Consider the following 24,157-nt stretch of genomic DNA (forward strand, 5'->3'; position numbering starts at 1 on the left):
CTCCGGCTCCAGCGCGCTGCACCCCGCCGCCCCCTTCCGCCCGGAGGGCGCCGATGCGCCGGCTCACGCACCCCCGCCATGCCGCCGAGCGCGCAGATCAGCACCGTCCCGGCGGGCTCCGCGGCACAGCACCGGCGAGCGCGCCGAGCACCTCTTCCAGTTCGTCTCGTCGGCCGGTGAACGAGGGCAGGTCGTGGGGCAGTTGAGCCGGCCCGGCGCGACGTGGCACCGGGGCCTGCTGGTGCGGCGTGCCGGCGTCGGGACCGGCCGCCGGGGTGGCGTGCGCGTCGCGCGGCACCACACGCTGGGCGTCCCGCAGTTCGGGCCCGGAGTCGAGGCTGCCCAGTTCGTCGGCGAGGCGGCTGCACGCGGTCCGGTACGCGCTCAGCGCCTCGGCGCGCCGGCCGGTGGCCGCGAGGGCGAGGACGAGCCGGGCCCGGAGCGGTTCGTCCACCGGTGCCCGGTTGCGGCCTCCCGCAGGTCGGTCAGCACCGAGCCCGGCAGGCCCGCACGCAACGCCGCGTCGGCCACCTCGCGTACGCTGGCGAGGCGCTCGCGCTCCAGCCCGCCGACCGCCAGGCGCGCCCGCACGTCCGGGGAGACCCCGGAGGCGACGGGTCCGCTCCACCACGCCAGGGCTTCTGCGAGCAGTTCCACGGCCCGCGTGGGCGAGCCCACGGCGACGGCCCGCCCGGCTTCGTCCGGCAACCGCCGGAACTACGAGGTCCAGGGCGTCGCCGTCGGTGGCCAGGCGGTAGCCGCCCGCGCCGCGCACCAGTCGGCGGCCCGGTACCCGCGCGGGCAGTCCAGGCTCCGACAGGCGGCGCAGCAGGCCGACATGGCGGCGGATGCCGTTCACGGCCGTACGCGGCGGCTGGTTTCCCCACAGCGGGTCGATGATCTCGGGCACGGGTACGGGCTGATTACCTGAGTTACAGCCAACGCCGGATCTTCCGGAATAACCCCTTCCCCCCGTGCAACCTTTTGGCATACCGGCGTGTCTCAACCCATAACAGCATGCATCGACCAAGGGGGACATCATGCGAAGAATATGGGCGGCGATGGCGGCGATCGTGCTGACGGGCGTCGGCTGGGGAGCGGCGTCGACCGCGGCGGGCGCCGCACCGGCGGCCACCGCACGGGTCACGGCCTGCCCGACCGGCTGGGGCAGCGGCGACAAAGGCGGTGACGCCACCGGATCCGTGCCGCTGGAGAACATCAGGACCGGTCGGCACGACTGCTTCGACCGGATGGTGTTCGACGTGCCCGGCGGCGGCCGCTCGATCGGCTATCGGGTCGGGTACGTCAGCCGGCTCCACCAGAGCGCCAGCGGTCGTTACATCCCGGTCGGCGGCGGGGCCGTACTCGACGTCCGCGTCGGCGCGCCGAGTTACGACCCGGCGACCGGCGCACCCACGTACCCGGGACGGGTGGGCCACACCCTGCCGGGCGTGCACCTCGCGGGTTACCGCACCTTCAGGGACGCCCGGTTCGCCGGCAGTTTCGAGGGCGAGACACAGATCGGCCTGGGTGTCCGCGCCCGGCTGCCGTTCCGGGTGATCCAGTCGTCCGGCCACCTCGTGATCGACGTGGCCCACAACTGGACGGGCAGCCGCTGAGTGAACCGTGCCGCGGCCGGGCTTGCGCGTACCCCCTGAGTCTGGTTGGGTACCGGCGCCACATGCGCACAGGGCCTGTGGGGCAAGAGGGGCGGGCGGCGTGCGTTCGACGGTAAGGCAGGACATCAGGGGTTCGTTGCCCGACGGGCTCGGGCAGGCGATACGTGGGACCGCCGAGGACATCGCCACGCTGCTGCGGGGCGTGCGCGACACGGCGGTCCCCGTACCGGGTTCGGAGTGGACCATCGGCGAGGCGGCCGCACATCTGGCCCTGGCCAACGAGCTGATGGCCGACCTCGCCTCCGGGCGCGAACGCCCCTACGGGGACGGCACACCTCAGAGCCTGGCCGCGGCCAACGAGCGGTCCCTCGCCGCCTTCGGGGAGCGCCGGGCCGAGCCACTGGCCACGATGATCACGAAGCAGGCCGAGGTGTTCCTGGACGCCATGGCGACTGCGGCCGAAGGGGCCGGCGGGACCGCCGACGATCCGGCACCCCGCACGCCACTCGGCCCCATGGACCGCGGCGTTCTCGCGTCCTACCTGCTCACCCACATGCTGGGCCACGGCTACGATCTCGCCCGCGCTCTGGACCGGCCGCACATGATCGACCGCGCGCGGGTGAACCTCTGCATGCCGTTCATGCTCGCGGTCATGCCGCGCGTCGCCGACCCCGCGGCCACCGCGGGGCTCACGGCCCACTACACGGTCCGCCTCCGCGAGGGCGAGGCGTTCGGGGTGTCGCTGACCGACGGCACCGTGCGGGTGACGCCGGGGCCGCCGGACCGCTCGGACTGCACCATCCTCATCGAGCCCACGGCCTTCCTGCTCATCGCGCTGGGCCGCCGCAACCCCTGGCGTGCCATCGCCCAGGGACAGATCGTCGCGTGGGGGCGCAGACCCTGGCTGGCCCCCCGTTTCCCGGCCCTGTTCACCGCTCCCTGAGCGGCTCAGTCCGTCGAGCGGGTGGCGCCGAAGTGGGTCTCGTGGGTCCAGACGTGGCTGCAGGACGGGCACTGCAGGTGGAGCAGGCTGCCGGTGTTGGAGAGCAGGTAGCGCCAGTGGGCGTGGCACGCACGCCCCTGCTCGCAGGCGTCGCATCCGCGGCGGTCGTCGCAGCGGGGACAGTCCACCCAGGCACGGCGCCCGATGTCGGCCTGCGGATCAAGCGGCAGCATGACCGCCCCCGCGCCCGGGGAGCACCCCGGCCGCGACCAGTTCGTCGTACAGGCGCTGCTGCTCCGCGCTGAGGCCGGAGTACAGCAGGTCGTAGGCCTCCTCCTCACCGCGCAATGCCGCGACGGGGTCCCAGTCGGGCCCCAGAGCGGCCAGGACATGGGTGCGCCGGAGCATTTCGTGGGAGGTCAGGTCGACGACGAAGTCGACCGGCTCAAAGGTGCCGGATCGGTCCGCCGCGGGCTCGCTCGCCGCGGCGGGTTCGTCCGGCTCGCCGGGAAGGACGGGGCCAAAGGAGGACATACGACCGAACGTAGGTAAGCCTTTGCCGCCGCGGCAAGAGCGGGTGGGAGAAGTCACAGCAGGCCGGCGCCCCGCTCACACCGTCACTTCAGGATGTTGACGGCCCGCGCGACCACCAGGACCACGGTCGCCAGCGAGACCGAGGACTGCAGCAGCATGAGCATCTTGGCCCAGCGGGACAGCGGCATCACGTCGGTCGGGCTGAAGGCGGTGGAATTCGTGAACGAAAGGTAGACGTAGTCCAGGAACGCCGGCTCCCAGTCCGGTGGGGCGAGCTCCGGGCTCTGCATCTGTACGAAGAGGAAGTCGGCGAACTGCCGCCGCCGAGCGCCCGTGCCATCGGGCCGCCGCGGTCCCACTCCCAGTACCACAGGGCGAACACGATGACATTCGTCAGCCAGATGCCGCCGCCGGTCAGCAGCAGCGGCACCGCGTCCGTCCCCGCGCTGCCGCTCACCAGGTCCAGCACGAGCCGGACCGCGGCCCAGCCGTTGGCCAGGCTGATGACGCCCATCAGGGCCAGGCCCAGCCCCCGCAGCCAGCCCGTCCGGGGCTCGACCCGCCGCGGGTTCGCGGCGATCAGACCGGCCAGCAGCACCAGCTCCAGCACCGGCAGCGCCCAGTACGGCTGGAGCGCGAGCCGGTGCGGCAGCATCAGTTGCAGGGCGACCGCCAGCAGGATCACGGCGGTCACGGCCCAGCGCGGCTCACCACGGGTCGCCCGCCGCCACGCGGGGACCAGATCACGCTCGCCGCTCTGCAGCAGCCGCTCGATCCTGGCCAGACGGCTCTCGGCGTCATCCATCATGTCTGCGGTCATGGCGAGGATTGTCCCGGGCGGCAGGCCGGCGTCGGGACGGGGGCTCGGGCCTGGCGTGGGTGTCAGCGGCTGACGAGTTCGGTGAACCGGTCGGTGGCGATGTTGCCGCCCGAGGCGATGATGCCGATCCGCCGCGGCAGGTCGTCGACGCGTCCGGCCATGAGGGCCGCCAGGCCGGTGGCGCCGCTGGGCTCGAGGACGATCTTCAGACGCTCGAAGGCGAACCTCATGGCCTGGACGATCTCTTCGTCACTGACGAGCGCGACCGCGTCGACCAGGCGCTGGTTGATGCCGAACGTGATCTCGCCCGGGGTGGGCAGGGCCTGGCCGTCGGCGATGGTGCGGGGGACGGGGATGGTGACGCGGACGCCGCCCTCCAGGGAGCGCTTCGTGTCGTCGCCCGCTTCGGGCTCCACGCCGATCATCCGGATGCCCGGGTGCAGCGCCTTGGCGGCGGTGGCGCTGCCGGCGATGAGGCCGCCGCCTCCGACTGGTACGACGAGCGCGTCGAGTTCTCCGGTGTCCTCGAGGAGTTCGAGGGCCGCGGTGCCCTGGCCGGCGATGACGTGGGGGTGGTCGTAGGGCGGGATCAGGGCCAGGCCACGGTCCTCGGCCAGGGCCTCGCCGAGCGCGGTGCGGTCCTGGGTGTAGCGGTCGTACGTCACGATCTCCGCCCCGTATCCGGCGGTCGCCTCCCTCTTGGAGCGTGGGGCGTCCTCGGGCATCAGGATGACGGCGCTGGTGCCCAGTTCGCGGGCGGCGAGGGCGGTGGCCTGGGCGTGGTTGCCGGAGGAGTACGCGGCGATGCCCTTGGCCAGCTGCTCGGGGGCGAGCTGGGCCGCCGCGTTGTACGCGCCGCGGAACTTGAACGCGCCGATCCGCTGGAAGTTCTCGCACTTGATGAACACCTCGGCGCCGACCAGGGCGTTGAGCGTACGGGAGGTGAGGACGGGAGTGCGATGCGCGATGCCTTCGAGGCGCGCGGCGGCCTCACGGACGTCGTCGAAGGTTACGGGTGAAGCGGCGGCCATGACGTGTCCTTGCGGTGGGAGGGGTACAGGGCGGGTGGGGCTGGGGGGACAGGGCGGGTGGGGCTGGGGGGACTGGGCGGGCGAGGGTGGGAGGGACGGGCTCGGGAGGCTGACCCTCGGCGGGCCGGCTACCAGCCGCTGACGCGCTTCCAGACCGCCTCGATCACCGGCGCGGGGTCCTGGGGCCGTGTGCCGTCGATGACGTGGTAGCCGTGGTGCTGGGCCGCCGTGGCGCAGGCGTGGTTGGGCAGGATGCGCAGCCGGGTGCCGACGGGCAGGTCGGGCAGGAGGGCGCCGCCGCGTGCGGTGAGGGTGCCGTGCTCCTGGCTCGCGGCGGTCATGACGAGCCCGGGGATCGGGCGGCCGGCCAGGTCGGTGACCAGGCCGTAACCCTGGTCCTGGGGCTGGGCCGAGGTACCGCGGTCGCGGGACATCGCCATCCATCCGCCGTCGGTGATGATCCATCCGTACTCGGGGCGGTGACCGATGACGGTGACGACCACCGACAGGGCCAGGTCTTCGATGGCGCAGACGCCGAGGCCTGCCATGACCAGGTCGAAGAAGACGTAGTTGCCGGCGCGCAGTTCGGTGACTCCCGTGAGGTCCTCGGCCGCGTGGGCGGTGGGCGTGGAGCCGACGCTCACGACGTTCACGGGCAGGTCGGCGGCACGCAGCCTGTCGGCCGCGGCGACCGCACCGTCACGCTCGTTCTTCGTGGCCAGGCGCTGTTCTTCGGCGCTGTGGGCGAAGTAGGACTCCCCGGCGTGGGTCAGTACCCCGTCGAGGCAGCCTGCTTCGTGCAGGATGCGGCCGATGCCGACGAGCCCGGGCGCATCAGGGTGGATGCCGCCGCGGTGACCGTCGCAGTCGATCTCGATCTGGGCGGGGACGGCGATGCCCGCCGCACGCGCGGCGTCGGCCACGAACGTCGCCTGTTCGGCGCTGTCGAGCAGGACGCGCAGCGCGACGCCCCGGCGCAGCAGGGCGATCACGCGGGGCAGCTTGTGGGGGTCGATGCCGACGGCGTAGGTGATGTCGGTGTAGCCGCCGCCGGCGAACGCCTCGGCTTCGGCGAGGGTCGAGACCGTGATCGGGCAGGAGGTGCCGTCGTGCATGAGTGCCGCCACGTCGAGGCTCTTCGCCGTCTTGACGTGCGGGCGCAGGGTGACCCCGAGTTTGTCCGCACGCTGGGCGAGCCGTTCGATGTTGCGTCGCGCCTTGTGCACGTCCACCACGGCGAACGGAGTGTCGGGATCGGCCAGGGTTCGGGTGGGGGCCGAGGGCAGGGCGGTGGTCACAGCGTTATGTCCCTCTTCTTCAGAAGGGCCGGGCCCGGGTAGAGGTCCCGCAGGCCGATGCCGAGCTGCCGATCCTCACCCCGGCGTGCGTGGCGGAGGCCGACGGCTTGAGCGTGAAGCGGTTCTTCGGACCGGATCGCACGGCCACGCTGGGGAAGGCGGCGCCGTCCACGGTCGCGTGCGAACGCCCCGCGGGCCGCCTCCAGGGCCAGATCCTCGCCCACGAGCGCGGCGGGCCGTTCCTCGGTGATGGGCAGCAGACCGCGGTCACGGCGCTCCGGGCCCATCTCGGTCGGCTCCGGGTTCATGAGCGACCTTTCACTTGGTGTAGTTGTAGACGGTCGCCCGGGACACGCCGAGCAGGTCCGCGATGGTCTGCGCGGCATCACGCGAATCGAAGTAGCCGTCCTCGTGCAATTGCCGTACGAGTGCCTTCTTGGTCTCCCGGCTCAGTGATCTGGGGGTGCCCCCGCGTTCCGCGGCGAGCGCCTCGACCGCCTGGCGCAGTTCGCGGGCATTGCGGTCGCGCAGCGTCTCCAGCGGCTGATCGCGGTGCTCGGTGTCGGTGGCGACGAGGTTGGACAGGGCGAGCGTGACCGGCGACAGAACGGAGACGTCGAGGTTCAGGCAGAGGGCCGCGATGTACTGGCCTGAGCTGCCCTTGATGCCGATCGACGTGCTCTTCGCGGGGCGGCCGTCGGGGAACCGGTTGGGATAGTTCTGGATGACGCTGGGGTACTGCGGGTCGGCGATGCGTGCCAGGCCCAACTCGGTCGCGGAGTCCCCGACGCCGCGCCCGGAGAGGTTGTTCTCGATCACCCGGATCGCGTGCCGCGGATCGCGCAGGTCGTGCAGAACCACTTCGCACAGGCCCGGGAACATGCGGCCGAGGGCGACGGCGATCTTCTCCGCTTCGCGAACGAGATGCTCGTCGGCCTCGGTCGGGGTGATGCCCGTAGGGTGGTCCATCGAGGTCTCTCCCGGTACGCCGACGGAGGGTCCCGGAGTGGCCCTCACCCGCTGAACTCGACTGTTTATCTAATTCTAGACAGCAAGGCTAAGTCATCGCTCCGCCGTCGTCCAGCGACCCGGGAAGCTTTTTGAGGCTCACCGTCCGACGCGCAGCCTGCGCTGGGCGGCCAGGCGTACGGGCGCGCCGGCAGCGCCGTACCCGCGGGAGCCGCCGGTACGCTGCACGAATCCATTCGACAGGGGTCTCCCGGGCGGACGTGTTGCGGCGGCCGGCGGTCCTGGCTTCCCCAGGGCCGGGGGCCTCGGCGGCCCGCGACGGCACCGTGAGGCCGACGGCCGCGAGAGCATCTCAACCGTCCCCCCTGTGGACCGCGAAGTAACGAGGGACCGCGAAGTAGGGGTGCCGTTAAGCCCCTTCAAGGACGTTGGTAGCGGCGGCGTCCACATCGCCGGTGCGGAGAAGACCGGCGCGCCTGGCCGCGCTGTTCTGGTCGAACGGCAACCCGTACGGGACGTTCCGGCTCGACATGGGCAAGCGGCTCGACCATGCCCGGGGCAGCTCCCCGGCCCTGGTATTTCGGTGCAGCCGGCACCGCACGCGCGAGGCGATGAGTGCCCTGGGTATCAGACGGTCTTTCGGGGGCGGGTGGTGCCGAGGCGTTCCCAGAGGCCGGCCAGATGCGTGTGCAGGACTTCCTCGGCTTCTTCTGCGGTCAAGTGGCCTACGAGTACATGGGTGGTGAGGCCGTCGGCGAGGGCGAGCAGAGTGCAAGCCTCGTGCTGCGGGTTGGGCGGTGCAGCGCCTTCGTCGGCCGAGCCGCTCTCGGTTGCCTCCGTGATGAGGCGGACGAGGAGGTTCTGGAGGGCCGTGTAGCTGGCTCTCAGCGGGTCGGCGAGTGGCTCACTGACAGCGGCCTGAGCGACGAACGCGAGCCAGATCCGTGCTTCGGCGCGGTGTTCTTCGCGGAGCAGGGCGATCTCGTTGGTCGCGTGGCTCAGGGCGGTGGCGGCCGACTGGGCCGGGCTTGCGGCCAGGCGGGTCTTCACACGTTCGGTGATGCGGTCGCCGACGTGGTCGACGGCGAAGAGGAGCATCTCCTCCTTGCTGCGGAAGCAGCGCTGAACGGCGCCCAGGGAGACCTGCGCGCGGGCGGCGACGTCGCGCATGCTCACCCCCTGCGGCCCGTGTTCGTCGGCGAGGAGGCAGACGGCCTCGGCGATCCGGCGGCGTCGGCTTTCGTAGTCCACCTGTTTGGGCATGCTCGGTCAGCCTCCTTATTCCAATACGATCGTATCGCTTCCGGGTTAGGGTTCGGACACAAGCACTTCGGCATGTGGATGGGAAGCGCGATGATCAGGCAGAACGCCCTGTGGGCAATGACGGCCGCCGCTCAGGCGGAGGCGGTCCGAGGTGGGGAGGTATCGGCGGTCGAGCTGGTCGACAGCCACCTGGACCGCATTGCCGAGGTCACAACCCGCAGGTCAACGCGGTCACGCAGCTGATGGCCGAGCGAGCCCGCGAGGCCGCGGCACACACGGACCAGCGGCGGGCAGCGGGCGAGGAGCTCGGGCCGCTGGCCGGCGTGCCGTTCACAGTGAAGGAGGCCACCGCTGTCGAAGGCGTGCCGACCACCCTCGGAACGGCGCGCTTCCGCGACTTGGTGGCTCCGGCCGACGCGCCCCCTGTGGCCCGGCTCCGCGCGGCGGGAGCCATACCGATCGGCCACAGCAACATGCCCACTCTCGTCGTGGCCGGGATGCACACCCGCAGCGAGTTGTTCGGCGACACCGTCAACCCGTGGAACCGGAGCCGGACCCCGGGCGGCAGCAGCGGCGGTGACGGAGTGGCCGTCGCCACCGGCATGGCCGCACTCGGACTCGGCAACGATTCCGGCGGATCAGTCCGGATCCCAGCCTCGTTCTGCGGCGTGCGGGGCTGAAGCCGACCACCGGGCGGTTCCCCGCCGACCACCGCGTCCTCGGCCCGGACGACCCGGGACCAGCCTCACAGATGCTGGTCACCGACGGGCCCCTGGCCCGTACGGTCGCCGACCTGCGGCTGGCATATGAGGCGCTTGCCGGGACCGACCCGCGGGACCCGCGGGCCGTACCCGTGCCCCTCTACGGCGAACCGCTGCCGGAGCCGGTCAAGGTCGCGGTCGTCGCCGACCCCGCAGGCCACGGCGTCCACCCCACGGTCCGCGGGGCCGTCGCAGCGGCAGCGGACGCGTTGCGCGACGCCGGGTACGACGTACGGGAGATCGCGGACGTTCCGCGGCTGGACGAGGCACTTGAGGCATACGGCCGGATCACCGTGACCGAATTCGCGCCGACCTGGCCGGTGGTGCGGAAACTGCTCGGCGAAGGCGGAGACCGCTACATCCAGATGGCCATGGAGAAGACTCCGCCCGCGAACGCCGCAGAGCTCACGAAGCTGATGGGGACCTGGCTGGGCATCCGTCGCTCGTGGGCAGAGTTCCTCGACGAATACCCGCTGCTGCTCGGCCCGGTGTTCACGGAGCCGCCCGTCGTGCCGGGACTGGAGTCACGCGATGAAGCGGGGCGGGAACGGGTCGCCCAGGGCATGCGCCTGTGCACGGCGACCAGCTTCGTGGGCGTACCCGCGGCCGCCGTACCGACCGGACTCGGCGACGGACTGCCAACCGGCGTACAGGTCATCGGGCGCGCGTTCCGGGAAGACCTGTGCCTGGCCGCTGCCCAGGAGATCGAGGACCGCCTCGGCGTGCTCACGCCGATCAGCCCTCGCCCCGAATCCCCGGCTGCCGCGCGGTAGGCGGAGCTACCACAGAGGGCAAAGAGACGGCCAGAGGTCAACGAGCGGCGCGCAGGAGGCAGCATCCGTGCCGCGCCGCTCACCGGCCCCTCCCCGGTCGAAGTGTCGGCAAACGACCGTCTGCCGACACTCGGCGCAGTGATCACGAACCCGCAGGTGGGCAGTGTCGGCAACTCGCGTCGACAATCAACGTCGGAGAACGGTTCTTCGGGGTAGTTTCCGACGACGCTCATGGCTACGCCCGCACATCGACGGCCGACCAGAACCCCGATCATCAGATCGACGCACTACTCCGCCACGGCGTCGGCCGCGACAACATCCACGTCGACGTCGCCAGCGGCGCGAAGGCATCCCGCCCGAAGCTCGATCTCGTCATGCAGCTGCTCCGCGAGGGGGACACGCTGAAGGTCACCCGGCTCGGCTCTCCCGCTCCGTGCCGCACCTGGTGACCCTCGGCGCCGAGCTGCGCGAGCGGAGTATCGGGCTGCACGTCATCGAGCAGGGCATCGACACCGCCACGATGGAGGGGTGGGCGATGTTCGGGCTGCTGTCCGTACTGGCGGAGCTCCAGCGGGAGCTGATCGTGGCGAACACGAACGACGGGCTCGCCTCCGCGCGGGCCCGCGGCCGGATGGGCGGACGCCGACCGAAGCTCACCGCGGACCAGGCCGCGCTCGCGCAACGGCTCTACGATGAACGGGAGAAGACGGTCCAACAGATCGCCGACATGTTCAGCGTGCCGAGGTCGACGGTGTACGGGCACCTCGACAAGACCAAGACCGTCCCCCGCCAACCCAAGAGGACCGCAACCACGAAGCCCTGACCGCTACCGACTGGTTACTTGTCACCTGGTTCGCCGCTCGTTGACGGCCCCCCAAGTACCGAGGGACAACAACCTTCAGCGGCGTTGCCACGGCCACGGCCGCCGGGTAGGCGTCCCTCGTCGGCCCGCTTCAGGGATGCGGGGATGGCCGCGGTGATGTCCGCCGGCTGCTCCACCTCGGCGCTGAGCGCGTCGAACACCGCACGCGGACGGCGGCGACATGACCCGGGGCCTCCATCTGCAACGCCATGCCCTCGTCGGCGAGTTCGACCAGCTGTCCGCGCCGGTCCGCCGGGTGGTCCCGGCGCATTACCCGGCCGGACCGGCGCCACCGAGGCCGAGGCGCTCACGCGTGATGGCGCCAGGGTCGTCGCGAGCGACGTCGAACCGGTGGGCGCCTGCCGCCGCCTCGACGTCCGGCGGTGACGGCCGCCCCGGCGTCCGGTCAGGCGGCCGGCACGGCGAACAGCATGCAGGTGCTGGTGGCGTGCGCGAGGAGGCGGTCCGCTTCGTCGTACAGGTCGGCCTCGGCGAGCGCCGTGCGGCGGCCGCTGCTGAGGACACTGCCGACGGCCCGCACCTTGCCGGTGTCGACCGTGATCGGGCGCAGGAACTTCACCGTGATGTCGAGCGATGTGTAACCCATGCCGGGCGGCAGCGTGGACTGGACCGCGCAGCCGGCCGCCGAGTCGAGCAGCGTCGCGTAGATCCCGCCGTGCACGCTGCCGATGGGGTTGTAGTGCTCCTCACCGGGCACCAGCGAGAACACCGCGCGCCCCTGCTCCACCTCTTCGAGGCTGAATCCCACGGTGGCGCCGACCGGCGGCACGGGCAGGCGCCCTGCGACGAGTTCCTGGAGGAACTCCAGCCCCGAGCTCCGGCCGACGGCCGCCGCCGAGACCGCCGGGTCCTCCCACTCGTACGTTCGCGACCGTCCCATGCCGATGTGCCTCCTCATCTGACTTCGTTCGGCGAAGCTAGCTTTTCCCAAGGCTGACTGTCAATGACAAAGCCAGAGGGCCTCTCTACCATGACGGCATGAAGTGGCTGGAGATGAGCACGGAGAACTGCACGGTTCAGCGCACGCTCGACCTGGTCGGGGAGAAGTGGACGCTGCTGATCCTGCGCGACGCCTTCAACGGGGTCCGCCGCTTCGACGAACTCCACCGCCATGTGGGTCTGTCGGAGGCTGTCCTCGCCGACCGGCTGCGCAAGCTGGTCTCGGCCGGGATCCTGCGGACGGTCCCGTACCAGGAACGAGGCAGCCGGGCCCGCCATGAATACCGGCTGACGCGCAAAGGCCGGGACCTGTGGCCCGTCCTCGTGGCACTGCGGCAGTGGGGCGAGACGTACGTCGCCGACCCCGAGGGCCCGGTCCTGGACATCCGGCACAGCGACTGCGGCGCCCCCGTGCGCGTCGTGGTCGAATGCTCCCACGAGCACGCCGCGCTGTCCCCGACCGAGGTCACGGTGGTGCCGGGGCCAGGGGCCCGGCCCCTGGCCTGAAGCCAGCGTCACTGCCAGGGGGTGGATGTGCGAGGGCAGTTCCTGCCGGGCCGCGCCGCCCGGCAGGAACTGCCCTCGCGCTGCCGCTAGCCGCGGCGGCCCGCCGGATCGTGGGTGATCGTGTCCCGGCCCTCGTCGCCGGGGACCGGCCCGCTGCCGACGGATCCGGCGCCCGCGCCGGCCGCCGTCCCCTCCGCCCGGTCCCCGTGCCCCGGCCACCACGCCGCATGGCCGATCAGCGCGGTGAGGCTGGGCGTGAAGAACATCGCCATCACGAAGGCGGCGACCGCGATGCCGAAGGAGACGGCGAAACCCATCTCCATGAGCAGCGAGTTGCCCGCCAGCATCATCGTGGCGAAGGTCGCCGCCAGAATGAAGCCGGCCGCGGCGACGGTCGGCCCGGCGTGCCTGAGCGCCATGCCGGCCGCCTCGCGCGGCCCGCGGCCCTCGCGGGCCTCCTCGCGGAGCCGGGCGATCATGAGGATGTTGTAGTCGGTGCCGATGGCGACCACGAAGAGATACATGATCACCGGGAGCATGAACATCAGACCCGAGTGCCCCTGTCCCTCCTGGAAGATCCATACGGTGGCGCCGAGGGTGGCACCGAAGCCGAGACCCACCGAGGCGATCAAGTACCAGGGAGCGACCACGCTGCGCAGCAGCAGCCCCAGGATGAGCATGATCAGGAGCGCGGCGACCGGGAAGACCGTCCGGTAGTCGTGATTGACCGCGGCATTGATGTCCTTGAAGATCGAGGACATGCCGCCGACGAGGGCTTCGGTGCCGTCGGGGGCGTCGGAGCGCGCGACGTCGCGCACCCTGCCCACGGCATCGATGGCCTTGTCCGTCGACGCCTCGTACTTGAGCGTGACGGTGAAGTCCGCGGTGGTACCGGCCTTGTTCACCTGGGTCATACGCACGCTCGCGACGCCGTCCACGGCGGCGAGTTTCTTCGCGTACGCGTCGAAGTCGGCCTTGTCCAGGGGCATGTGGTCGGTGCTGGACAGGTAGACGTCCGTGGGGGCCGCGGCGCCCGCCGAGTACGCCTTCTGCATCTCGTCCTGGACGACCATGGACTCCTTGGTCTTGGGCATGGCGCCCGACGCCAGGTCGAACGTCGCGTTGAAACCGAACGTACCGAGCGACAGCGCGATCAGCACCAGCCCGGACAGGGCTGCGGTCAGCGCCGGACGGCGCTGCACAGCACGGCCGAGGGCGGCGAAGCGGGCGTTGTCCGGTTCCTTCTGCCAGGACTTGGAGGGCCAGAAGACCTTCGGCCCGATGAGCGAGACCACGGCCGGGATCAAGGTCAGGCCCGCGACCAGGGTTGCCGCAACCGCGATGGCGAGCGCCGGGCCCATCTGCTTGAGGAAGCCGAGCGTGGACAGCACCAGCGCGAGGAAGGCGATGATGACCGCTCCGGCGGCCGAGGCGATGGCCTCGCCGACCCGGTCGACCGCGTTGACCATGGCCTGCTTGGGCTCGTCACCGGCGCGCAGGCGTTCGCGGTAGCGGAACATCAGGAAGAGGAAGTAGTCCGTGCCCACGCCGAAGAGCACGACGATCAGGATCGACGAGATCGAACTGTTGGCCTGCAGGTCGAAGAGCTTGGTGGCGTACGCGATCAGGCCGTTGGCGACGGCGGACACCAGGCCGATCAGGATCAGGGGCAGGATGGCGAGAATCGGCGCCCGGAAGATGATCAGCAGCGTCACCAGGATGATGACGAAGGTGCCGATCCCGATCAGCGCCTGACCGCGCTTGGACGAGTCCTGCTGGTCGAGGGCCTCGGCGGCGGAGCCGCCGAGCTTGACGTCGAGGTGCGTGCCCTTGGCCAGTTCCTTGAGGTCCTCGCGTAACACCTTGGCCGCATCGGCCTGTTTGGGCTGACCGGCGTTCTTGCTGTCCATCTGGACCAGGGTCAGGTCATACCTGCCGTCCTTGGACGGCCGGCCGGGGACGACCTTCTGCACCTCGTCGATGTGTTTCTTGCCCAGCTCGGTGGTGATCCGGGCGACATCCTGCTGGTCGGCGTCGGTCAGCCTGCCGCCGTCGGTGCGCTGATACAGCGCGATCGCGGACGGGGTGAAGGCGCTGGGGAACGCCTTCTGCTGAAGACTAGCCGCCTTGATGGACTCGTAACTCTTGGGCAGGAAACTGCTCTCGTCGCTGTTCGAGGGCAGGCCCGGAGCGGTGGCGACGATCGCCACCGCGGCGATCAGCCATGCCACGATCGTCCAGACGGGATGTCGGACGACAGCGTTGCCAATTGGTCGGAACATGCGGGGGGTCCTCCTGGACAGGAAGATCACCGCAGCCCGGGGAGCGGTCCCTGGCATCGGCGACCCCGACCGGCACGCATACAACGGGCCGGTCGAATGGTTGTCTTAAGGTCACATCGTAGTGACCACGCATCGAGATCATTCCAGCAGACGCCCTCCAGCACGAGCCGATATCGGACAGGTGAGCCGACGCCCGGCACGCGACGCGGCCTGCCGGTCATCGTGCGGCGCGGGAACGGAAGTTGGGCGGGCGGATCGCGATCGGTGTGCATGCCGTGGGTCCCGGCCCTGCCGGCGTCGAGATGGTCGACGGCCTCGGCGAGCACCACTGCCCGGGTCGTTCGTACTCGGCCAAAGGCCCGGTGCTCCGCCCCCGTGAAAAGATGCCGGACATGACCCATGACACCCCTCAGATGTGACAGAGGCGCAATGGCACTGGCTGCTCAACTGGCCCCATGTGGACAATGAGTTGGTGCGAGTCGCCTACGAGGAACCGCGTCTTCGGCAGCTCTTCCCCTGGGTGAGCATGTGGGAGCTGCACTTCAGTCGCTGCACCCAGTACCCCTGGTCGTGGGACGTTCCCTACATACGTCCGCAGCCCGGCGGGGTGTTCAAGGTGGAAGGCCCCTCCAGGGTCGCCTTCATCGGCGAGGTGTACACAGCCCAAGCGGCCGTCGCCATGGTGGCCGACCGGCTGCCGCCAGGCTGTGGGCCCGCGGTCATCGGCGATCGCGACGCCCTCGCCGCCACCACCGCCGGATCTGTGCGCCCGACAGGGCAGGAGTGAGTCAGGAGAGCCAGTCGGCGTAGCGGGTGGGGGCGAGGTGGGCGTGCTCGTCGGTGAGGACGTCCCCCTTGACGACGGCGAACATGCCGGCGGTGGGATCGGTGACGACGGTACGGCCGTCGCCCTTGCGAGACAGGGTGATCCGGCCCAGCTCGTCCAGGGGGAAGATCTCGGGGCCGCCGATGGTGCGCATGCCGTTCAGCGGGGCGCCCGCGGCGACCTCCGCCACCGCGTCGGCCACATCCTTGGAGGCGATCGGCTGGATCGGCGTGGCGGGCAGCCGGACGGTGTCCCCGTCGGCCGTCAAGGACATGACAGTGTCCATGAACTCCATGAACTGCGTCGCGCGGACGATCGAGTAGGGGATCGGCCCGGCCGTGAGGATCTGCTCCTGGAGCACCTTGGCGCGGTAGTAGTCCAGCTCCGGCACCTGGTCCACGCCGACGATCGAGAGGATGACGAAGTGCCCGACACCCCCCTTCCGTGCCGCGGCCAGAAGGTTGTCCATCGAGGTCTGGAAGAAGGCCGGGGAGGCTTCGTCGAAGGTCGGCGAATTGGTCAGGTTGACGACGACGTCGGCTCCCGCGACCGCCTCGTCCAGTCCCTGGCCGCTGATGACGTCGACTCCGGTGGACTGCGAGTGCGGTACCGCCTCGTGCCCCGCGGCGTTCAGGATCTTGACGACCTGGGACCCGATCAGCCCGGTACCGCCGATGACTGCGATCTTCATGTCATGCCTTTCGTAGGGATCATGTACGAAATATGGCATATGAACCATCGGGTGGGCGCGGCAAGAACCGGCGCCTCGATCCGCCAAGCCGCCCGACCGGCGAGGGAGAAGGAACCGGACATGACACCGCTCAGCACCGCCGAGTCTCTGCGCAGCACCCCCGAAGGCATCCTCTGGGAGCCCAGCGGCCGCTGGGTGCGCGGCCGCAGGGCCGACGTCACGGTCGTCGACAGCCGCCATCCGGTCCTCGTGTGGGAGCCGGGCGTCCCGGTGCCGCTGTACGCCTTCCCGCGCGAGGAGGTCCGTGAGGACCTGCTGCGCCGGGCGAAGAACCCGCCCACCGGCACCCACACCGGATCGACGGTCTTCTATGACCTGGAGGTCGGCGGCGAGCTGCTGGAGAACGCGGCCTGGACCTTCCTCGCGGACGACCTCGCGGGTTACATCTCCTTCGAGTGGTTCCAGCGTACCGGCAAGGGCCTCGACCACTGGTACGAGGAGGAAGAGGAGATCTTCGTCCACCCACGGGATCCGCACAAACGGGTCGACGCCATCCCGAGCAGCCGGCACGTCCAGGTCGAGATGCACGGCACGGTGGTGGCCGACACCCAGCGCCCCGTCCTGCTGTTCGAGACCGGTCTGCCCACCCGCTACTACTTCCCCCGCGAGGACGTCCGCCTCGACCTCTTCGAGCCCACCGACCACCACACCGGCTGCCCCTACAAGGGCACCGCCGGGTACTGGACCTGGCGCGGCGAGGGCGACGTTCCGCCCAACGTCCTGTGGGGCTACGCCGATCCGCTGCCCGCCGTCGGCGCCGTCAAGGGGCTGCTCGCCTTCTACAACGAGGCCGTCGACATCACCGTGGACGGCGAACGCCTGGAGCGCCCGGTCACGCACTTCAACAAGACGCTCTCGGCACGGCCCACACGCTGACTGCTCCGGCGCCGGATGCTCACTGCTCGGGCCGGGTATCGGTCGGCAGAGCGCCATGCGATGATCCCGGCGGCGTTCGACGAGCCCGGCAAGGTGTGGGAGTTCCTGCCCGCTTCAAGGATCCCCCTTCGTCACGACAGGAGTTCGCAGTGAGCAGTGTCCACCACGACGTCACCCTCCTTCCTCCGCCCCGGGTCGAGGAGGTCAGCGAGGACGTCTTCGCCTACATACAGCCCGACGGCAGCTGGTGGATCAACAACACCGGTTTCCTGGTCGGGCGGCGCGGCGTGATCAGCGTGGACTCCTGCTCGACGGTGCGGCGCACGCAGGCGTATCTGAACGCGATCGCCACCGTCACGCCGCAGCCGGTACGTACTCTGATCAACACGCACCACCACGGTGACCACACCTTCGGCAACCACCTCTTCGGCGGCGCCACCATCGTCGGGCACGAGGCGACCCGGTCGAGCATTCTCGAGTGGGGCGGGCCGGGGGCGGCGGCTGCGTTCTGGACCGAGGTCGAGTGGGGCGACGTCGCGATCGAGCCGCCCTTCCTCACCTACACCGAGGGTGTCACGGTATGGGCCGACGAGGTGCGCGCCGACGTGCGTTACGTCGGTACGCCCGCCCACACGACCAACGACTCCATCGTCTGGCTGCCCGAGCGGGGGCTCCTCTTCAGCGGCGACCTGCTGTTCAACGGTGGTACTCCCTTCCTCCTCCAGGGATCCGTAGCCGGTGCCGTCCAGGTCCTCGAAGAGGTGATCAAGCCCCTGGGAGCGACGACCATCGTCCCCGGGCACGGTGCCGTCGCCGGTCCCGAGCTCGTCGACGAGGTGCTCGGCTACCTGCGGTTCGTCCAGACCACCGCCCGAGCGGGCCGCGATGCCGGGCTCACGCCGCTGGAGACCGCCCGGGAAGCGGACCTGGGCGGGTACGCCGAGCTGCTGGACTCCGAGCGCATCGTCGGCAACCTCCACCGGGCCTACGCGGAACTGGAGGGCGGCCCACTCGGCCGAGGCATCGACGCCGCGGCCGCCCTCACCGACATGGTCACCTACAACGGCGGTCGCCCCCTCACCTGCCTGGCCTGAGGCGGCCCGGTCGAACTGCATCCGGCACAAGCGGCTTTCGCCGGCCTCCCTGGACCGGAGGGTCGAGGGACGTGGGGCGACCGGTGTGCCGGGAGCGGGTCAGGCGGGTTCGGGTACGACGGCCACCGGGCAGGCCGCCTGGTGCAGCAGCACGTGCGCGACGCGGCCGAGCTGGGGGCCGAAGTGGCCGCGGCGGCGCCGGGCACCGACGACGAGCAGGTCGGCCTCCTGGGAGGCGGCGAGCAGGACGTCGCGGGCATGGCCCTCGGCGGTGCGCCGGATCAGTTCCACAGCGCCCGGTGCCTCGCGCAGGGCCTCCTCCAGTGCGACCGCCGGCTGCTTCTCGAGCCGGGCCGGCTTCCCGACGTGCAGCCGATGGCCCGTCGTCGCGTGCGCGGGGCGCCGCCAGGCGCGTACCGCCTCCAGCGGCACGCCGCGCAGGCCGGCCTCCTCGGCCGCGAACCGTACGGCGGCCGAGCCCGCGGGCGGATCGCCGACACCGAGCACCACACGGCCCCCGGTCCCGGCGCGGGCGTTCTCGTCGTGGCCGCCCCGCAGCACGATCACCGGACAGTGCGCGTGCCCGGCGACCGTCACCCCGACGGAACCGAGAAGCGCCTCGGTCATACCGCTGCGGCCCCGGCAGCCCAGCACCACGGCCAGGGCGGCGCTGCTCTCCCGTACGAGCCCCTGCCCCGGTTCCTGGGGCAGCACGTCGGTGGTGACCCGCAGACCCGGCCTGCGGTGCCGGGCACGCTGCTCGGCGGGGCCGACCACGTCCCGGGCCATCACCTCCTCCAACGGCTTGTCGAGCTCCTGGGCGAGCAGGGCGCCTTCGTAGCGATCCCACAGAGAGGCGTACACGAGCCGGAGCGGTGCCCCGCGCAGGGCGGCCTCGTCGGCGGCCCAGTCCACGGCCAGCAGGCTCGGCTCGGAGCCGTCGACGCCCACGACGATCGGAAGGTTCATCGTGCGATTCCTGTCCCGGGGTACCGGCTCAGCCGTGTGCGACGACGGCGACGGGGGCCGAGACGTGGTGCAGCACGGCATGGGCGACGTGACCGATGTGGGCACCCAGAGGGCGGGTGCGCACGCGCCGGCCGGCGATGACCAGGCAAGCGTCGCGGGACGCGGTGACGAGGACCTGCGCGGCGCCGCCGCATCGGCTCGCCTCGATCACTTCGGTGTCCGGGAACTTCTGCCGCCAGGGACGCAGCACGTCGGCCAGCACCGTGGCGTGTTCGCGCTCCAGCGAGCCGTAGAGTTCGGCGTCACCGTAGAAGCGGTAGAAGGAGGTGGGCGGCTCGACCCAGCCGTGCACGACCCGCAGGGACGCGCCCCGGCGCACGGCGGCGTCGAAGGCGAACTCCAGCAGCGTCTCGGAGGGGGTGCCGGTGTCGAGGCCGAGGACGACGGGCAGGAAGGGCGTCGCGGCGGACGGCACGCCCGCCGCGTCCGTCCGGTGCTCGTCGACGGCCTGCTCTCCACTGCGGACCAGCACCACGGGGCGTTCGGCGTGGGCGATGACGGCCAGACTGACCGAGCCGACCATGAATCCGCCGATCCCTCCCAGGCCCCGCGAGCCCAACACCATCAGCTCAGCGGCGTCCGCGGTCGCGCACAGGGCCTCGGCCGGGTTGCCCGTGAGCTGATCCGTGAGCACCTCGACCCCGGGGTGGCGCAACTGAACATCCTTGGCCGATTCCTCGCCCGGCAGCGGGGCCTGAGCCCCGGGCTCGGGGACGGACTCCCAGACGTGGACGATCTTCAGCGGCAGGCCGCGCAGCCGGGCTTCACGGGCCGCCCATTCCACGGCGGCCCGGCTCTCGGGCGAGCCGTCCAGACCCGCGGTGACGGTTCGGGCCATCGTCTCCACCTCCCCGGGAGGACGATCCGATTCCAGCGTGGTGATGCCGTGGTCGCGCGGTCAGGGGCCGCATGTCCCTACGCGGGGCCAACCGGCCCCGATGGCACCCCGGTGGTGGCTCGGACCCGACGCCACCGTTGAAACCTCGCTCCCGACTGTGGGAGGTGAGAGCCTGGTGGCGGGGTCGTGTGCAGATGGGACCAGATCATGGGCGTGTCGGGCCTGCCTCACCACCACAGCGTGACCGATCCGTTGGACCTCACGACGGCCGCGCTGATGATGGTGGACGCGTCGGGGCTGATCGAATGCTGGAGCCCGCAAGCCGAGAAGCTGCTCGGGTATGCGGCAGCAGACGTTCTCGGGCAGCCGGTGTCAGCCGTGCTGTACAGCCCGGACGGACTTTCGGCGCTGATCGAAGGACGGCTGGTCGCCGACAGCTGGGAGGGCCTGATCTCGGTACGCCACCATGGCGGCCGCACCGTCGAGCTGGGGCTTCGGGTACGTGCCCTGCCGACGCCGGGCGGGGGCAGCCGTTGGCTCGCCGCCCTGTGCGGGGCCGACGCCCTGAAGCGATGGGAACTCGGCCAGGCGGCACTGCAGGGCCTGTTGACCCAGTCCCCGATCGGTATCGCCGTGCTCGACGCCGGGCTGCGCTTCGAGTGCTTCAACGAGGTGCTGGCCGCCATGGAGGGGTTGCCTGCCCACGACAGCGGCACCTGTCCGGTCCCGCACCCGGAGCTGCTGCGGGCGGTCGAGCGGCAGGCCCGGCGGGCGCTGTCCTCGGGGAAACTCCTGTCGTCCGTCGAAAGCGTGGAACTCCCGCCCGAAACAGTCGGGCGGCCGAGTCCGGAGCACCTCAGACTGCGTACGTCCTTCCCGCTGCACGCCCGGACCGGTACCACCCTGGGGGTGTGCCAGACAGCCGTCGACTTCACCGATCACGACCGGGGGCGCAGGCGGCTGATGCTGGTGAACGAGGCCAGCGAGCGCATCGGCACCACGCTCGATCTCGGACGGACCGTGCAGGAACTGGCAGAGGTGCTGGTGCCCCGGATCGCCGACTTCGCGGCGGTGGACCTGCTGGACGGCGTTCGCCCGCCGGAAGAGCTCGCCGCACGCCCTCGCAGCGGCAGAGGCGGCCTCTACCGGGCGGCCCACCTGTCGACCCGCGCCGACCATCCCGAAGTGATCGTCCCGATCGGTTCCCCGGCCCGGTACCCGGTCCAGTCCCCGCAGAGCCGCTGTCTGGCCACGGGCCTGACCGTGCGGGACCCGGTCCTCACCCTCGCGACGTCCTGGCTCGCCAAGGATCCGCTCCGGCAGGAGAAACTCCTCCGTCTGGGTGTGCACTCCCACATGACGGTCCCCCTGCGCGCCCGGGGCGTGACAGCGGGAGTGGTCACCCTGCTGCGCTGGGAGAACCCCGAGCCGTTCGACGACGACGATCAGCTCCTCGTCGAGGAGCTGGCCGCCCGGGCTGCCGTGTGCGTCGACAACGCCAGGCGCTTCGCCCGCGAGCACAGCGCGGCACTCGCCCTCCAGACGAGCCTGCTGCCCCCGGTGCTGCCGGACCTCAGCGCCGTCGAGGTCGCCTACCGGTATCTGCCGGCCGATGCCGAGGCCGGCGTCGGTGGCGACTGGTTCGATGTCATCCCCCTTTCCGGCGCTCGCGTCGCACTGGTGGTGGGGGATGTGGTGGGGCACGGCATCCACGCGGCGGCGAGCATGGGGCGCTTGCGCGCGGCCGTGCAGACACTCGCCGACATCGACCTGCCGCCCGAGGAACTGCTGACCCATGTCGACGACCTGGTCCTGCGTCTGTCGGAGGAGGCCGAGGCCGCCGAGGACGGCCCGCTCGTCGTCGGCGCCACCTGTATCTACGCGGTGTACGACCCGATCGCGCGCAAGCTGCGGGTGGCGCGCGCCGGGCATCCCGGTCCGGCGATCGCCCACATGCGTGAGCCCGTCGAGATTCTCGACGTCCCGGCCGGCCCGCCCCTCGGGCTGGGCGGCCTCCCGTTCGAGTCGGCCGAGTTCGAGGTGGAGGAGGGAAGCGTCCTCGTCCTCTTCACCGACGGGCTGATCGAGGCGTCCGACCACGACGTGGACGCCGGCCTGGAGCGCCTGTGCTTCGCACTGGCGCACCCGGACCGGCCGCTCGAGGAGATCTGCGACACGATGGTCCGTACGCTGCTGCCCGACCGTCCGCCCGACGACGTGGCCATTCTCGTCGTACGGACCCGCAGCCTGAGCAGCGACCGAGTGGCCTCCTGGGACATCCCGTCGACCCCCGCAGCGGTCGCGGAGGCCCGCCGCAAGGCGGTGGGCCAACTCGCCCGGTGGAACCTGGACGACATGGCGTTCGCAACGGAGCTGATCGTCAGCGAGCTGGTCACCAACGCGCTGAAACACGCTCACGGACCCATCGGCGTCCGGCTGATCCACGACCGGACCCTGGTCTGTGAGGTGTCCGACGCGAGCAACACCTCCCCGCGGCTGAGACGTGCCCGGTACTCGGACGAAGGCGGCCGCGGGCTGTTCCTGGTCGCACAGCTCGCACAGCGCTGGGGTACTCGCTACACGGAACGCGGCAAGACGATCTGGACGGAGCAGCAGCCACCGCCCGCCCTGGATCCGGACGGCACGAGGTCCCCCGGGTAGCGGCAGGTGCCGGAACCGCCCGGCCGGACCGGGCCGACCCCGCCGCGTGCAGCGGTTACGGCGATGACCTCGTACATTGGACACGTGGGTGTCACCGCCGCCGACGGGGAGCCGACCGCGGATCAGGTCGACTACGCCGCGCTGTTCGCCGCGACCCCGAGCCCCTACCTGGTCCTCAGCCCCGTGCTGCTGATCGTCGGCGTCAACGAGGCCTACTGCCGGGCGACCGGCCGCACCCGGCGGGAGCTGCTCGGGCAGTACCTGTTCGACGCCTTTCCGGACAACCCCGCCGACCCCCAGGCCAGCGGCGTCGTCAATCTTTCGGCGTCCCTGGCGCGGGTGCTGGCCACGGGAAAACCGGACACCATGGCCGTCCAGCGCTACGACATCCCCGTCATCAGCCGGCCGGGCACCTTCGAGGAACGCTGGTGGTCCCCGGTCAACACCCCGGTCCTGCGGCCCGACGGTCAGGTCGCATGGATCATCCACCGCGTCGAGGACGTGACCGCCTTCGTCCATCACCGCCAGAAGCGGCAGCAGGACACCGCAACCGGTCCCCGACGCCGACGGGAGGAGGGCATGGAGAGCGAGCTGTACGCCCGCGCCAAGGAGCTGGAGCGGCTGAACGAGGAGCTACGGCTCGCCCACGCCCGCGAGCGCCAGGTGGCGATCACGCTCCAGGAGGCCATGCTGCACTCCCCCGACCTGGCCCGGCACTCCGATGTGGCGGTGCGCTACCTGCCGGCCATCGGCTCGCTCAACGTGTGCGGTGACTGGTACGACACCGTCGACCTGTCCGACGGCCGTTTCACCGTCGCCGTCGGCGACGTGGTCGGCCACGGCCTGGAGGCGGCCACCGTCATGGGGATGCTGCGCAGCGCTCTCTCGGCGGCCAGCAGGGCCGTCGCGGGCCCCGCCCAGGCGCTGGAGGTCCTGGGTCTGTACGCCCGCTCCGTCGACGGCGCTTTGGCGGCCACCGCCGTGACAGCGCTGGTCGACACGCGGGCGCAGGTGATCGTCTACTCCAGCGCGGGTCATCCGCCCCCCGTCCTGATGCACCCCGGCGGCGCCTGCCAGCTGCTGGACCAGGCCACCGATCCACCGCTGGGCGCCCGGCCCGCACATGTCCCGCGCCCTCAGGCCGGAACCTCCTACAACCACGGGGACATCCTCGTCCTCTACACCGACGGCCTGATCGAACGCCGTGACGAGGACATCGACACCGGCCTGCATCGCCTGACCGACACGCTGTCCCGATGCCTCGGACTCAGCCCCGAACGCCTGGCCGACACCCTGCTCGCGCGCCTGGGTGTCAGCCATGGCGCGCGGGACGACATCGCTCTGGTCGTCGTCGGCTTGTGAATCCCCGGCCGGGTGATGGATCAGGGCCGGGCAGGATCAGGCCGGCCGCCGCGCTCCGGGCCGCCCCGTCGGCCGTCTCCCCATGGACTCGCGGTCCG

Annotated in this window: 22 protein-coding genes and 3 pseudogenes; 11 read left to right on the top strand and 14 right to left on the bottom strand. The window is 71.1% G+C overall.

Annotated features, from left to right (window positions below; all coding sequences use genetic code 11):
• Positions 1 to 97: 97 nt before the first annotated feature.
• Positions 98 to 678, bottom strand: a pseudogene (locus ACFZDC_RS00795) (BTAD domain-containing putative transcriptional regulator).
• Between the two features lie 362 nt (positions 679 to 1,040).
• On the opposite strand from ACFZDC_RS00795, the gene ACFZDC_RS00800 reads away from it, so the two are divergent.
• Together ACFZDC_RS00800 and ACFZDC_RS00805 are read left to right on the top strand one after the other, a co-directional pair.
• Positions 1,041 to 1,619, top strand: a complete 579-nt coding sequence (locus tag ACFZDC_RS00800) for a hypothetical protein (RefSeq protein WP_391319210.1) — start codon at positions 1,041 to 1,043, stop codon at positions 1,617 to 1,619.
• 100 nt (positions 1,620 to 1,719) lie between these two features.
• On the top strand, positions 1,720 to 2,562 hold the full coding sequence (locus tag ACFZDC_RS00805; protein ID WP_391319211.1) for a maleylpyruvate isomerase family mycothiol-dependent enzyme: 843 nt from the start codon (positions 1,720 to 1,722) through the stop codon (positions 2,560 to 2,562).
• A gap of 5 nt (positions 2,563 to 2,567) precedes the next feature.
• On the opposite strand, the gene ACFZDC_RS00810 is transcribed toward ACFZDC_RS00805, so the two are convergent.
• The 8 genes from ACFZDC_RS00810 to ACFZDC_RS00845 form a co-directional block, all read right to left on the bottom strand.
• The gene (locus ACFZDC_RS00810) at positions 2,568 to 2,795 is read right to left on the bottom strand and encodes a hypothetical protein (RefSeq protein WP_391319212.1); all 228 of its coding nucleotides are present in this window, start codon (positions 2,793 to 2,795) and stop codon (positions 2,568 to 2,570) included.
• Positions 2,782 to 3,096, bottom strand: coding sequence for a DUF6400 family protein (locus tag ACFZDC_RS00815; protein WP_391319213.1), 315 nt, complete (start codon positions 3,094 to 3,096; stop codon positions 2,782 to 2,784). Before ACFZDC_RS00815 ends, ACFZDC_RS00810 begins: the two co-directional genes overlap by 14 nt.
• A 187-nt stretch (positions 3,097 to 3,283) precedes the next feature.
• Positions 3,284 to 3,916: a hypothetical protein gene (locus tag ACFZDC_RS00820; RefSeq protein WP_391319214.1), complete on the bottom strand. Its 633-nt coding sequence runs from the start codon at positions 3,914 to 3,916 to the stop codon at positions 3,284 to 3,286.
• 62 nt (positions 3,917 to 3,978) lie between these two features.
• Positions 3,979 to 4,947 (bottom strand): threo-3-hydroxy-L-aspartate ammonia-lyase, encoded by a 969-nt coding sequence (locus ACFZDC_RS00825; RefSeq protein ID WP_391319215.1) that lies wholly within the window; start codon positions 4,945 to 4,947, stop codon positions 3,979 to 3,981.
• A gap of 128 nt (positions 4,948 to 5,075) precedes the next feature.
• Positions 5,076 to 6,245: an alanine racemase gene (locus ACFZDC_RS00830; protein ID WP_391319216.1), complete on the bottom strand. Its 1,170-nt coding sequence runs from the start codon at positions 6,243 to 6,245 to the stop codon at positions 5,076 to 5,078.
• A complete protein-coding gene (locus tag ACFZDC_RS00835; RefSeq protein ID WP_391319217.1) occupies positions 6,242 to 6,553 on the bottom strand; it encodes a hypothetical protein in 312 nt (103 codons plus the stop codon). Before ACFZDC_RS00835 ends, ACFZDC_RS00830 begins: the two co-directional genes overlap by 4 nt.
• 10 nt (positions 6,554 to 6,563) lie before the next feature.
• Positions 6,564 to 7,214 carry a PAS domain-containing protein gene (locus ACFZDC_RS00840; protein WP_391319218.1) on the bottom strand — a complete coding sequence of 217 codons (651 nt, stop codon included), beginning with the start codon at positions 7,212 to 7,214 and terminating at the stop codon, positions 6,564 to 6,566.
• A gap of 627 nt (positions 7,215 to 7,841) precedes the next feature.
• The gene (locus tag ACFZDC_RS00845; protein ID WP_391319219.1) at positions 7,842 to 8,477 is read right to left on the bottom strand and encodes a TetR family transcriptional regulator C-terminal domain-containing protein; all 636 of its coding nucleotides are present in this window, start codon (positions 8,475 to 8,477) and stop codon (positions 7,842 to 7,844) included.
• 90 nt (positions 8,478 to 8,567) lie between these two features.
• Between ACFZDC_RS00845 and ACFZDC_RS00850 the strand changes: the two are divergent.
• From ACFZDC_RS00850 to ACFZDC_RS00860, 3 genes and pseudogenes are all read left to right on the top strand, one after another.
• Positions 8,568 to 10,011 (top strand): annotated as a pseudogene (locus tag ACFZDC_RS00850) (amidase).
• A pseudogene (locus ACFZDC_RS00855) lies at positions 9,921 to 10,582 on the top strand (recombinase family protein); the annotation flags it as partial. The pseudogenes ACFZDC_RS00850 and ACFZDC_RS00855, both read left to right, overlap by 91 nt.
• A gap of 60 nt (positions 10,583 to 10,642) precedes the next feature.
• Positions 10,643 to 10,834: a helix-turn-helix domain-containing protein gene (locus tag ACFZDC_RS00860; RefSeq protein ID WP_391319696.1), complete on the top strand. Its 192-nt coding sequence runs from the start codon at positions 10,643 to 10,645 to the stop codon at positions 10,832 to 10,834.
• A gap of 445 nt (positions 10,835 to 11,279) precedes the next feature.
• Here the strand turns inward: ACFZDC_RS00860 and ACFZDC_RS00865 are convergent, their stop codons facing one another.
• Positions 11,280 to 11,774: a hotdog fold thioesterase gene (locus ACFZDC_RS00865; protein ID WP_391319220.1), complete on the bottom strand. Its 495-nt coding sequence runs from the start codon at positions 11,772 to 11,774 to the stop codon at positions 11,280 to 11,282.
• A 98-nt stretch (positions 11,775 to 11,872) separates the two neighbouring features.
• Between ACFZDC_RS00865 and ACFZDC_RS00870 the strand changes: the two genes are divergently transcribed.
• Positions 11,873 to 12,340, top strand: coding sequence for a winged helix-turn-helix transcriptional regulator (locus ACFZDC_RS00870; protein ID WP_391319221.1), 468 nt, complete (start codon positions 11,873 to 11,875; stop codon positions 12,338 to 12,340).
• A gap of 86 nt (positions 12,341 to 12,426) precedes the next feature.
• Here the strand turns inward: ACFZDC_RS00870 and ACFZDC_RS00875 are convergent, their stop codons facing one another.
• The gene (locus ACFZDC_RS00875) at positions 12,427 to 14,622 is read right to left on the bottom strand and encodes an MMPL family transporter (RefSeq protein ID WP_391319222.1); all 2,196 of its coding nucleotides are present in this window, start codon (positions 14,620 to 14,622) and stop codon (positions 12,427 to 12,429) included.
• A 415-nt stretch (positions 14,623 to 15,037) separates the two neighbouring features.
• On the opposite strand from ACFZDC_RS00875, the gene ACFZDC_RS00880 reads away from it, so the two are divergent.
• The gene (locus tag ACFZDC_RS00880; RefSeq protein ID WP_391319223.1) at positions 15,038 to 15,409 is read left to right on the top strand and encodes a DUF6193 family natural product biosynthesis protein; all 372 of its coding nucleotides are present in this window, start codon (positions 15,038 to 15,040) and stop codon (positions 15,407 to 15,409) included.
• 1 nt (position 15,410) lies between these two features.
• On the opposite strand, the gene ACFZDC_RS00885 is transcribed toward ACFZDC_RS00880, so the two are convergent.
• The gene (locus ACFZDC_RS00885; RefSeq protein ID WP_391319224.1) at positions 15,411 to 16,139 is read right to left on the bottom strand and encodes an NAD(P)H-binding protein; all 729 of its coding nucleotides are present in this window, start codon (positions 16,137 to 16,139) and stop codon (positions 15,411 to 15,413) included.
• Positions 16,140 to 16,259: 120 nt separating this feature from the next.
• Between ACFZDC_RS00885 and ACFZDC_RS00890 the strand changes: the two genes are divergently transcribed.
• Positions 16,260 to 17,075 (top strand): DUF427 domain-containing protein, encoded by an 816-nt coding sequence (locus ACFZDC_RS00890; RefSeq protein ID WP_391319225.1) that lies wholly within the window; start codon positions 16,260 to 16,262, stop codon positions 17,073 to 17,075.
• Between the two features lie 149 nt (positions 17,076 to 17,224).
• The gene (locus tag ACFZDC_RS00895) at positions 17,225 to 18,169 is read left to right on the top strand and encodes an MBL fold metallo-hydrolase (protein WP_391319226.1); all 945 of its coding nucleotides are present in this window, start codon (positions 17,225 to 17,227) and stop codon (positions 18,167 to 18,169) included.
• 99 nt (positions 18,170 to 18,268) lie between these two features.
• Here the strand turns inward: ACFZDC_RS00895 and ACFZDC_RS00900 are convergent, their stop codons facing one another.
• Positions 18,269 to 19,138 carry a universal stress protein gene (locus ACFZDC_RS00900; RefSeq protein WP_391319227.1) on the bottom strand — a complete coding sequence of 290 codons (870 nt, stop codon included), beginning with the start codon at positions 19,136 to 19,138 and terminating at the stop codon, positions 18,269 to 18,271.
• A 28-nt stretch (positions 19,139 to 19,166) separates the two neighbouring features.
• Entirely contained in the window at positions 19,167 to 20,036 is an 870-nt protein-coding gene (locus ACFZDC_RS00905) for a universal stress protein (protein WP_391319228.1), read from the bottom strand.
• Between the two features lie 240 nt (positions 20,037 to 20,276).
• On the opposite strand from ACFZDC_RS00905, the gene ACFZDC_RS00910 reads away from it, so the two are divergent.
• Complete coding sequence (locus ACFZDC_RS00910; protein WP_391319229.1) at positions 20,277 to 22,697, top strand: SpoIIE family protein phosphatase; 2,421 nt, start codon at positions 20,277 to 20,279, stop codon at positions 22,695 to 22,697.
• A 63-nt stretch (positions 22,698 to 22,760) separates the two neighbouring features.
• Positions 22,761 to 24,059 (top strand): SpoIIE family protein phosphatase, encoded by a 1,299-nt coding sequence (locus ACFZDC_RS00915; RefSeq protein ID WP_391319230.1) that lies wholly within the window; start codon positions 22,761 to 22,763, stop codon positions 24,057 to 24,059.
• Positions 24,060 to 24,157 lie beyond the last annotated feature (98 nt).

Origin of the sequence: Streptomyces sp. NPDC007905 (assembly GCF_042959345.1) — a bacterium.
Taxonomy (GTDB): domain Bacteria; phylum Actinomycetota; class Actinomycetes; order Streptomycetales; family Streptomycetaceae; genus Streptomyces.

Bases quoted from the DNA above. Each gene is read 5' to 3' on its own strand.
- ACFZDC_RS00820 (WP_391319214.1), bottom strand. From the start codon at position 3,916: ATGACCGCAGACATGATGGATGACGCCGAGAGCCGTCTGGCCAGGATC.
- ACFZDC_RS00890 (WP_391319225.1), top strand. From the start codon at position 16,260: ATGACACCGCTCAGCACCGCCGAGTCTCTGCGCAGCACCCCCGAAGGC.
- ACFZDC_RS00800 (WP_391319210.1), top strand. From the start codon at position 1,041: ATGCGAAGAATATGGGCGGCGATGGCGGCGATCGTGCTGACGGGCGTC.
- ACFZDC_RS00865 (WP_391319220.1), bottom strand. From the start codon at position 11,774: ATGGGACGGTCGCGAACGTACGAGTGGGAGGACCCGGCGGTCTCGGCG.
- ACFZDC_RS00815 (WP_391319213.1), bottom strand. From the start codon at position 3,096: ATGTCCTCCTTTGGCCCCGTCCTTCCCGGCGAGCCGGACGAACCCGCC.
- ACFZDC_RS00915 (WP_391319230.1), top strand. From the start codon at position 22,761: ATGACCTCGTACATTGGACACGTGGGTGTCACCGCCGCCGACGGGGAG.
- ACFZDC_RS00845 (WP_391319219.1), bottom strand. From the start codon at position 8,477: ATGCCCAAACAGGTGGACTACGAAAGCCGACGCCGCCGGATCGCCGAG.
- ACFZDC_RS00885 (WP_391319224.1), bottom strand. From the start codon at position 16,139: ATGAAGATCGCAGTCATCGGCGGTACCGGGCTGATCGGGTCCCAGGTC.
- ACFZDC_RS00810 (WP_391319212.1), bottom strand. From the start codon at position 2,795: ATGCTGCCGCTTGATCCGCAGGCCGACATCGGGCGCCGTGCCTGGGTG.
- ACFZDC_RS00875 (WP_391319222.1), bottom strand. From the start codon at position 14,622: ATGTTCCGACCAATTGGCAACGCTGTCGTCCGACATCCCGTCTGGACG.
- ACFZDC_RS00900 (WP_391319227.1), bottom strand. From the start codon at position 19,138: ATGAACCTTCCGATCGTCGTGGGCGTCGACGGCTCCGAGCCGAGCCTG.
- ACFZDC_RS00870 (WP_391319221.1), top strand. From the start codon at position 11,873: ATGAAGTGGCTGGAGATGAGCACGGAGAACTGCACGGTTCAGCGCACG.
- ACFZDC_RS00905 (WP_391319228.1), bottom strand. From the start codon at position 20,036: ATGGCCCGAACCGTCACCGCGGGTCTGGACGGCTCGCCCGAGAGCCGG.
- ACFZDC_RS00825 (WP_391319215.1), bottom strand. From the start codon at position 4,947: ATGGCCGCCGCTTCACCCGTAACCTTCGACGACGTCCGTGAGGCCGCC.
- ACFZDC_RS00860 (WP_391319696.1), top strand. From the start codon at position 10,643: ATGGGCGGACGCCGACCGAAGCTCACCGCGGACCAGGCCGCGCTCGCG.
- ACFZDC_RS00835 (WP_391319217.1), bottom strand. From the start codon at position 6,553: ATGAACCCGGAGCCGACCGAGATGGGCCCGGAGCGCCGTGACCGCGGT.
- ACFZDC_RS00840 (WP_391319218.1), bottom strand. From the start codon at position 7,214: ATGGACCACCCTACGGGCATCACCCCGACCGAGGCCGACGAGCATCTC.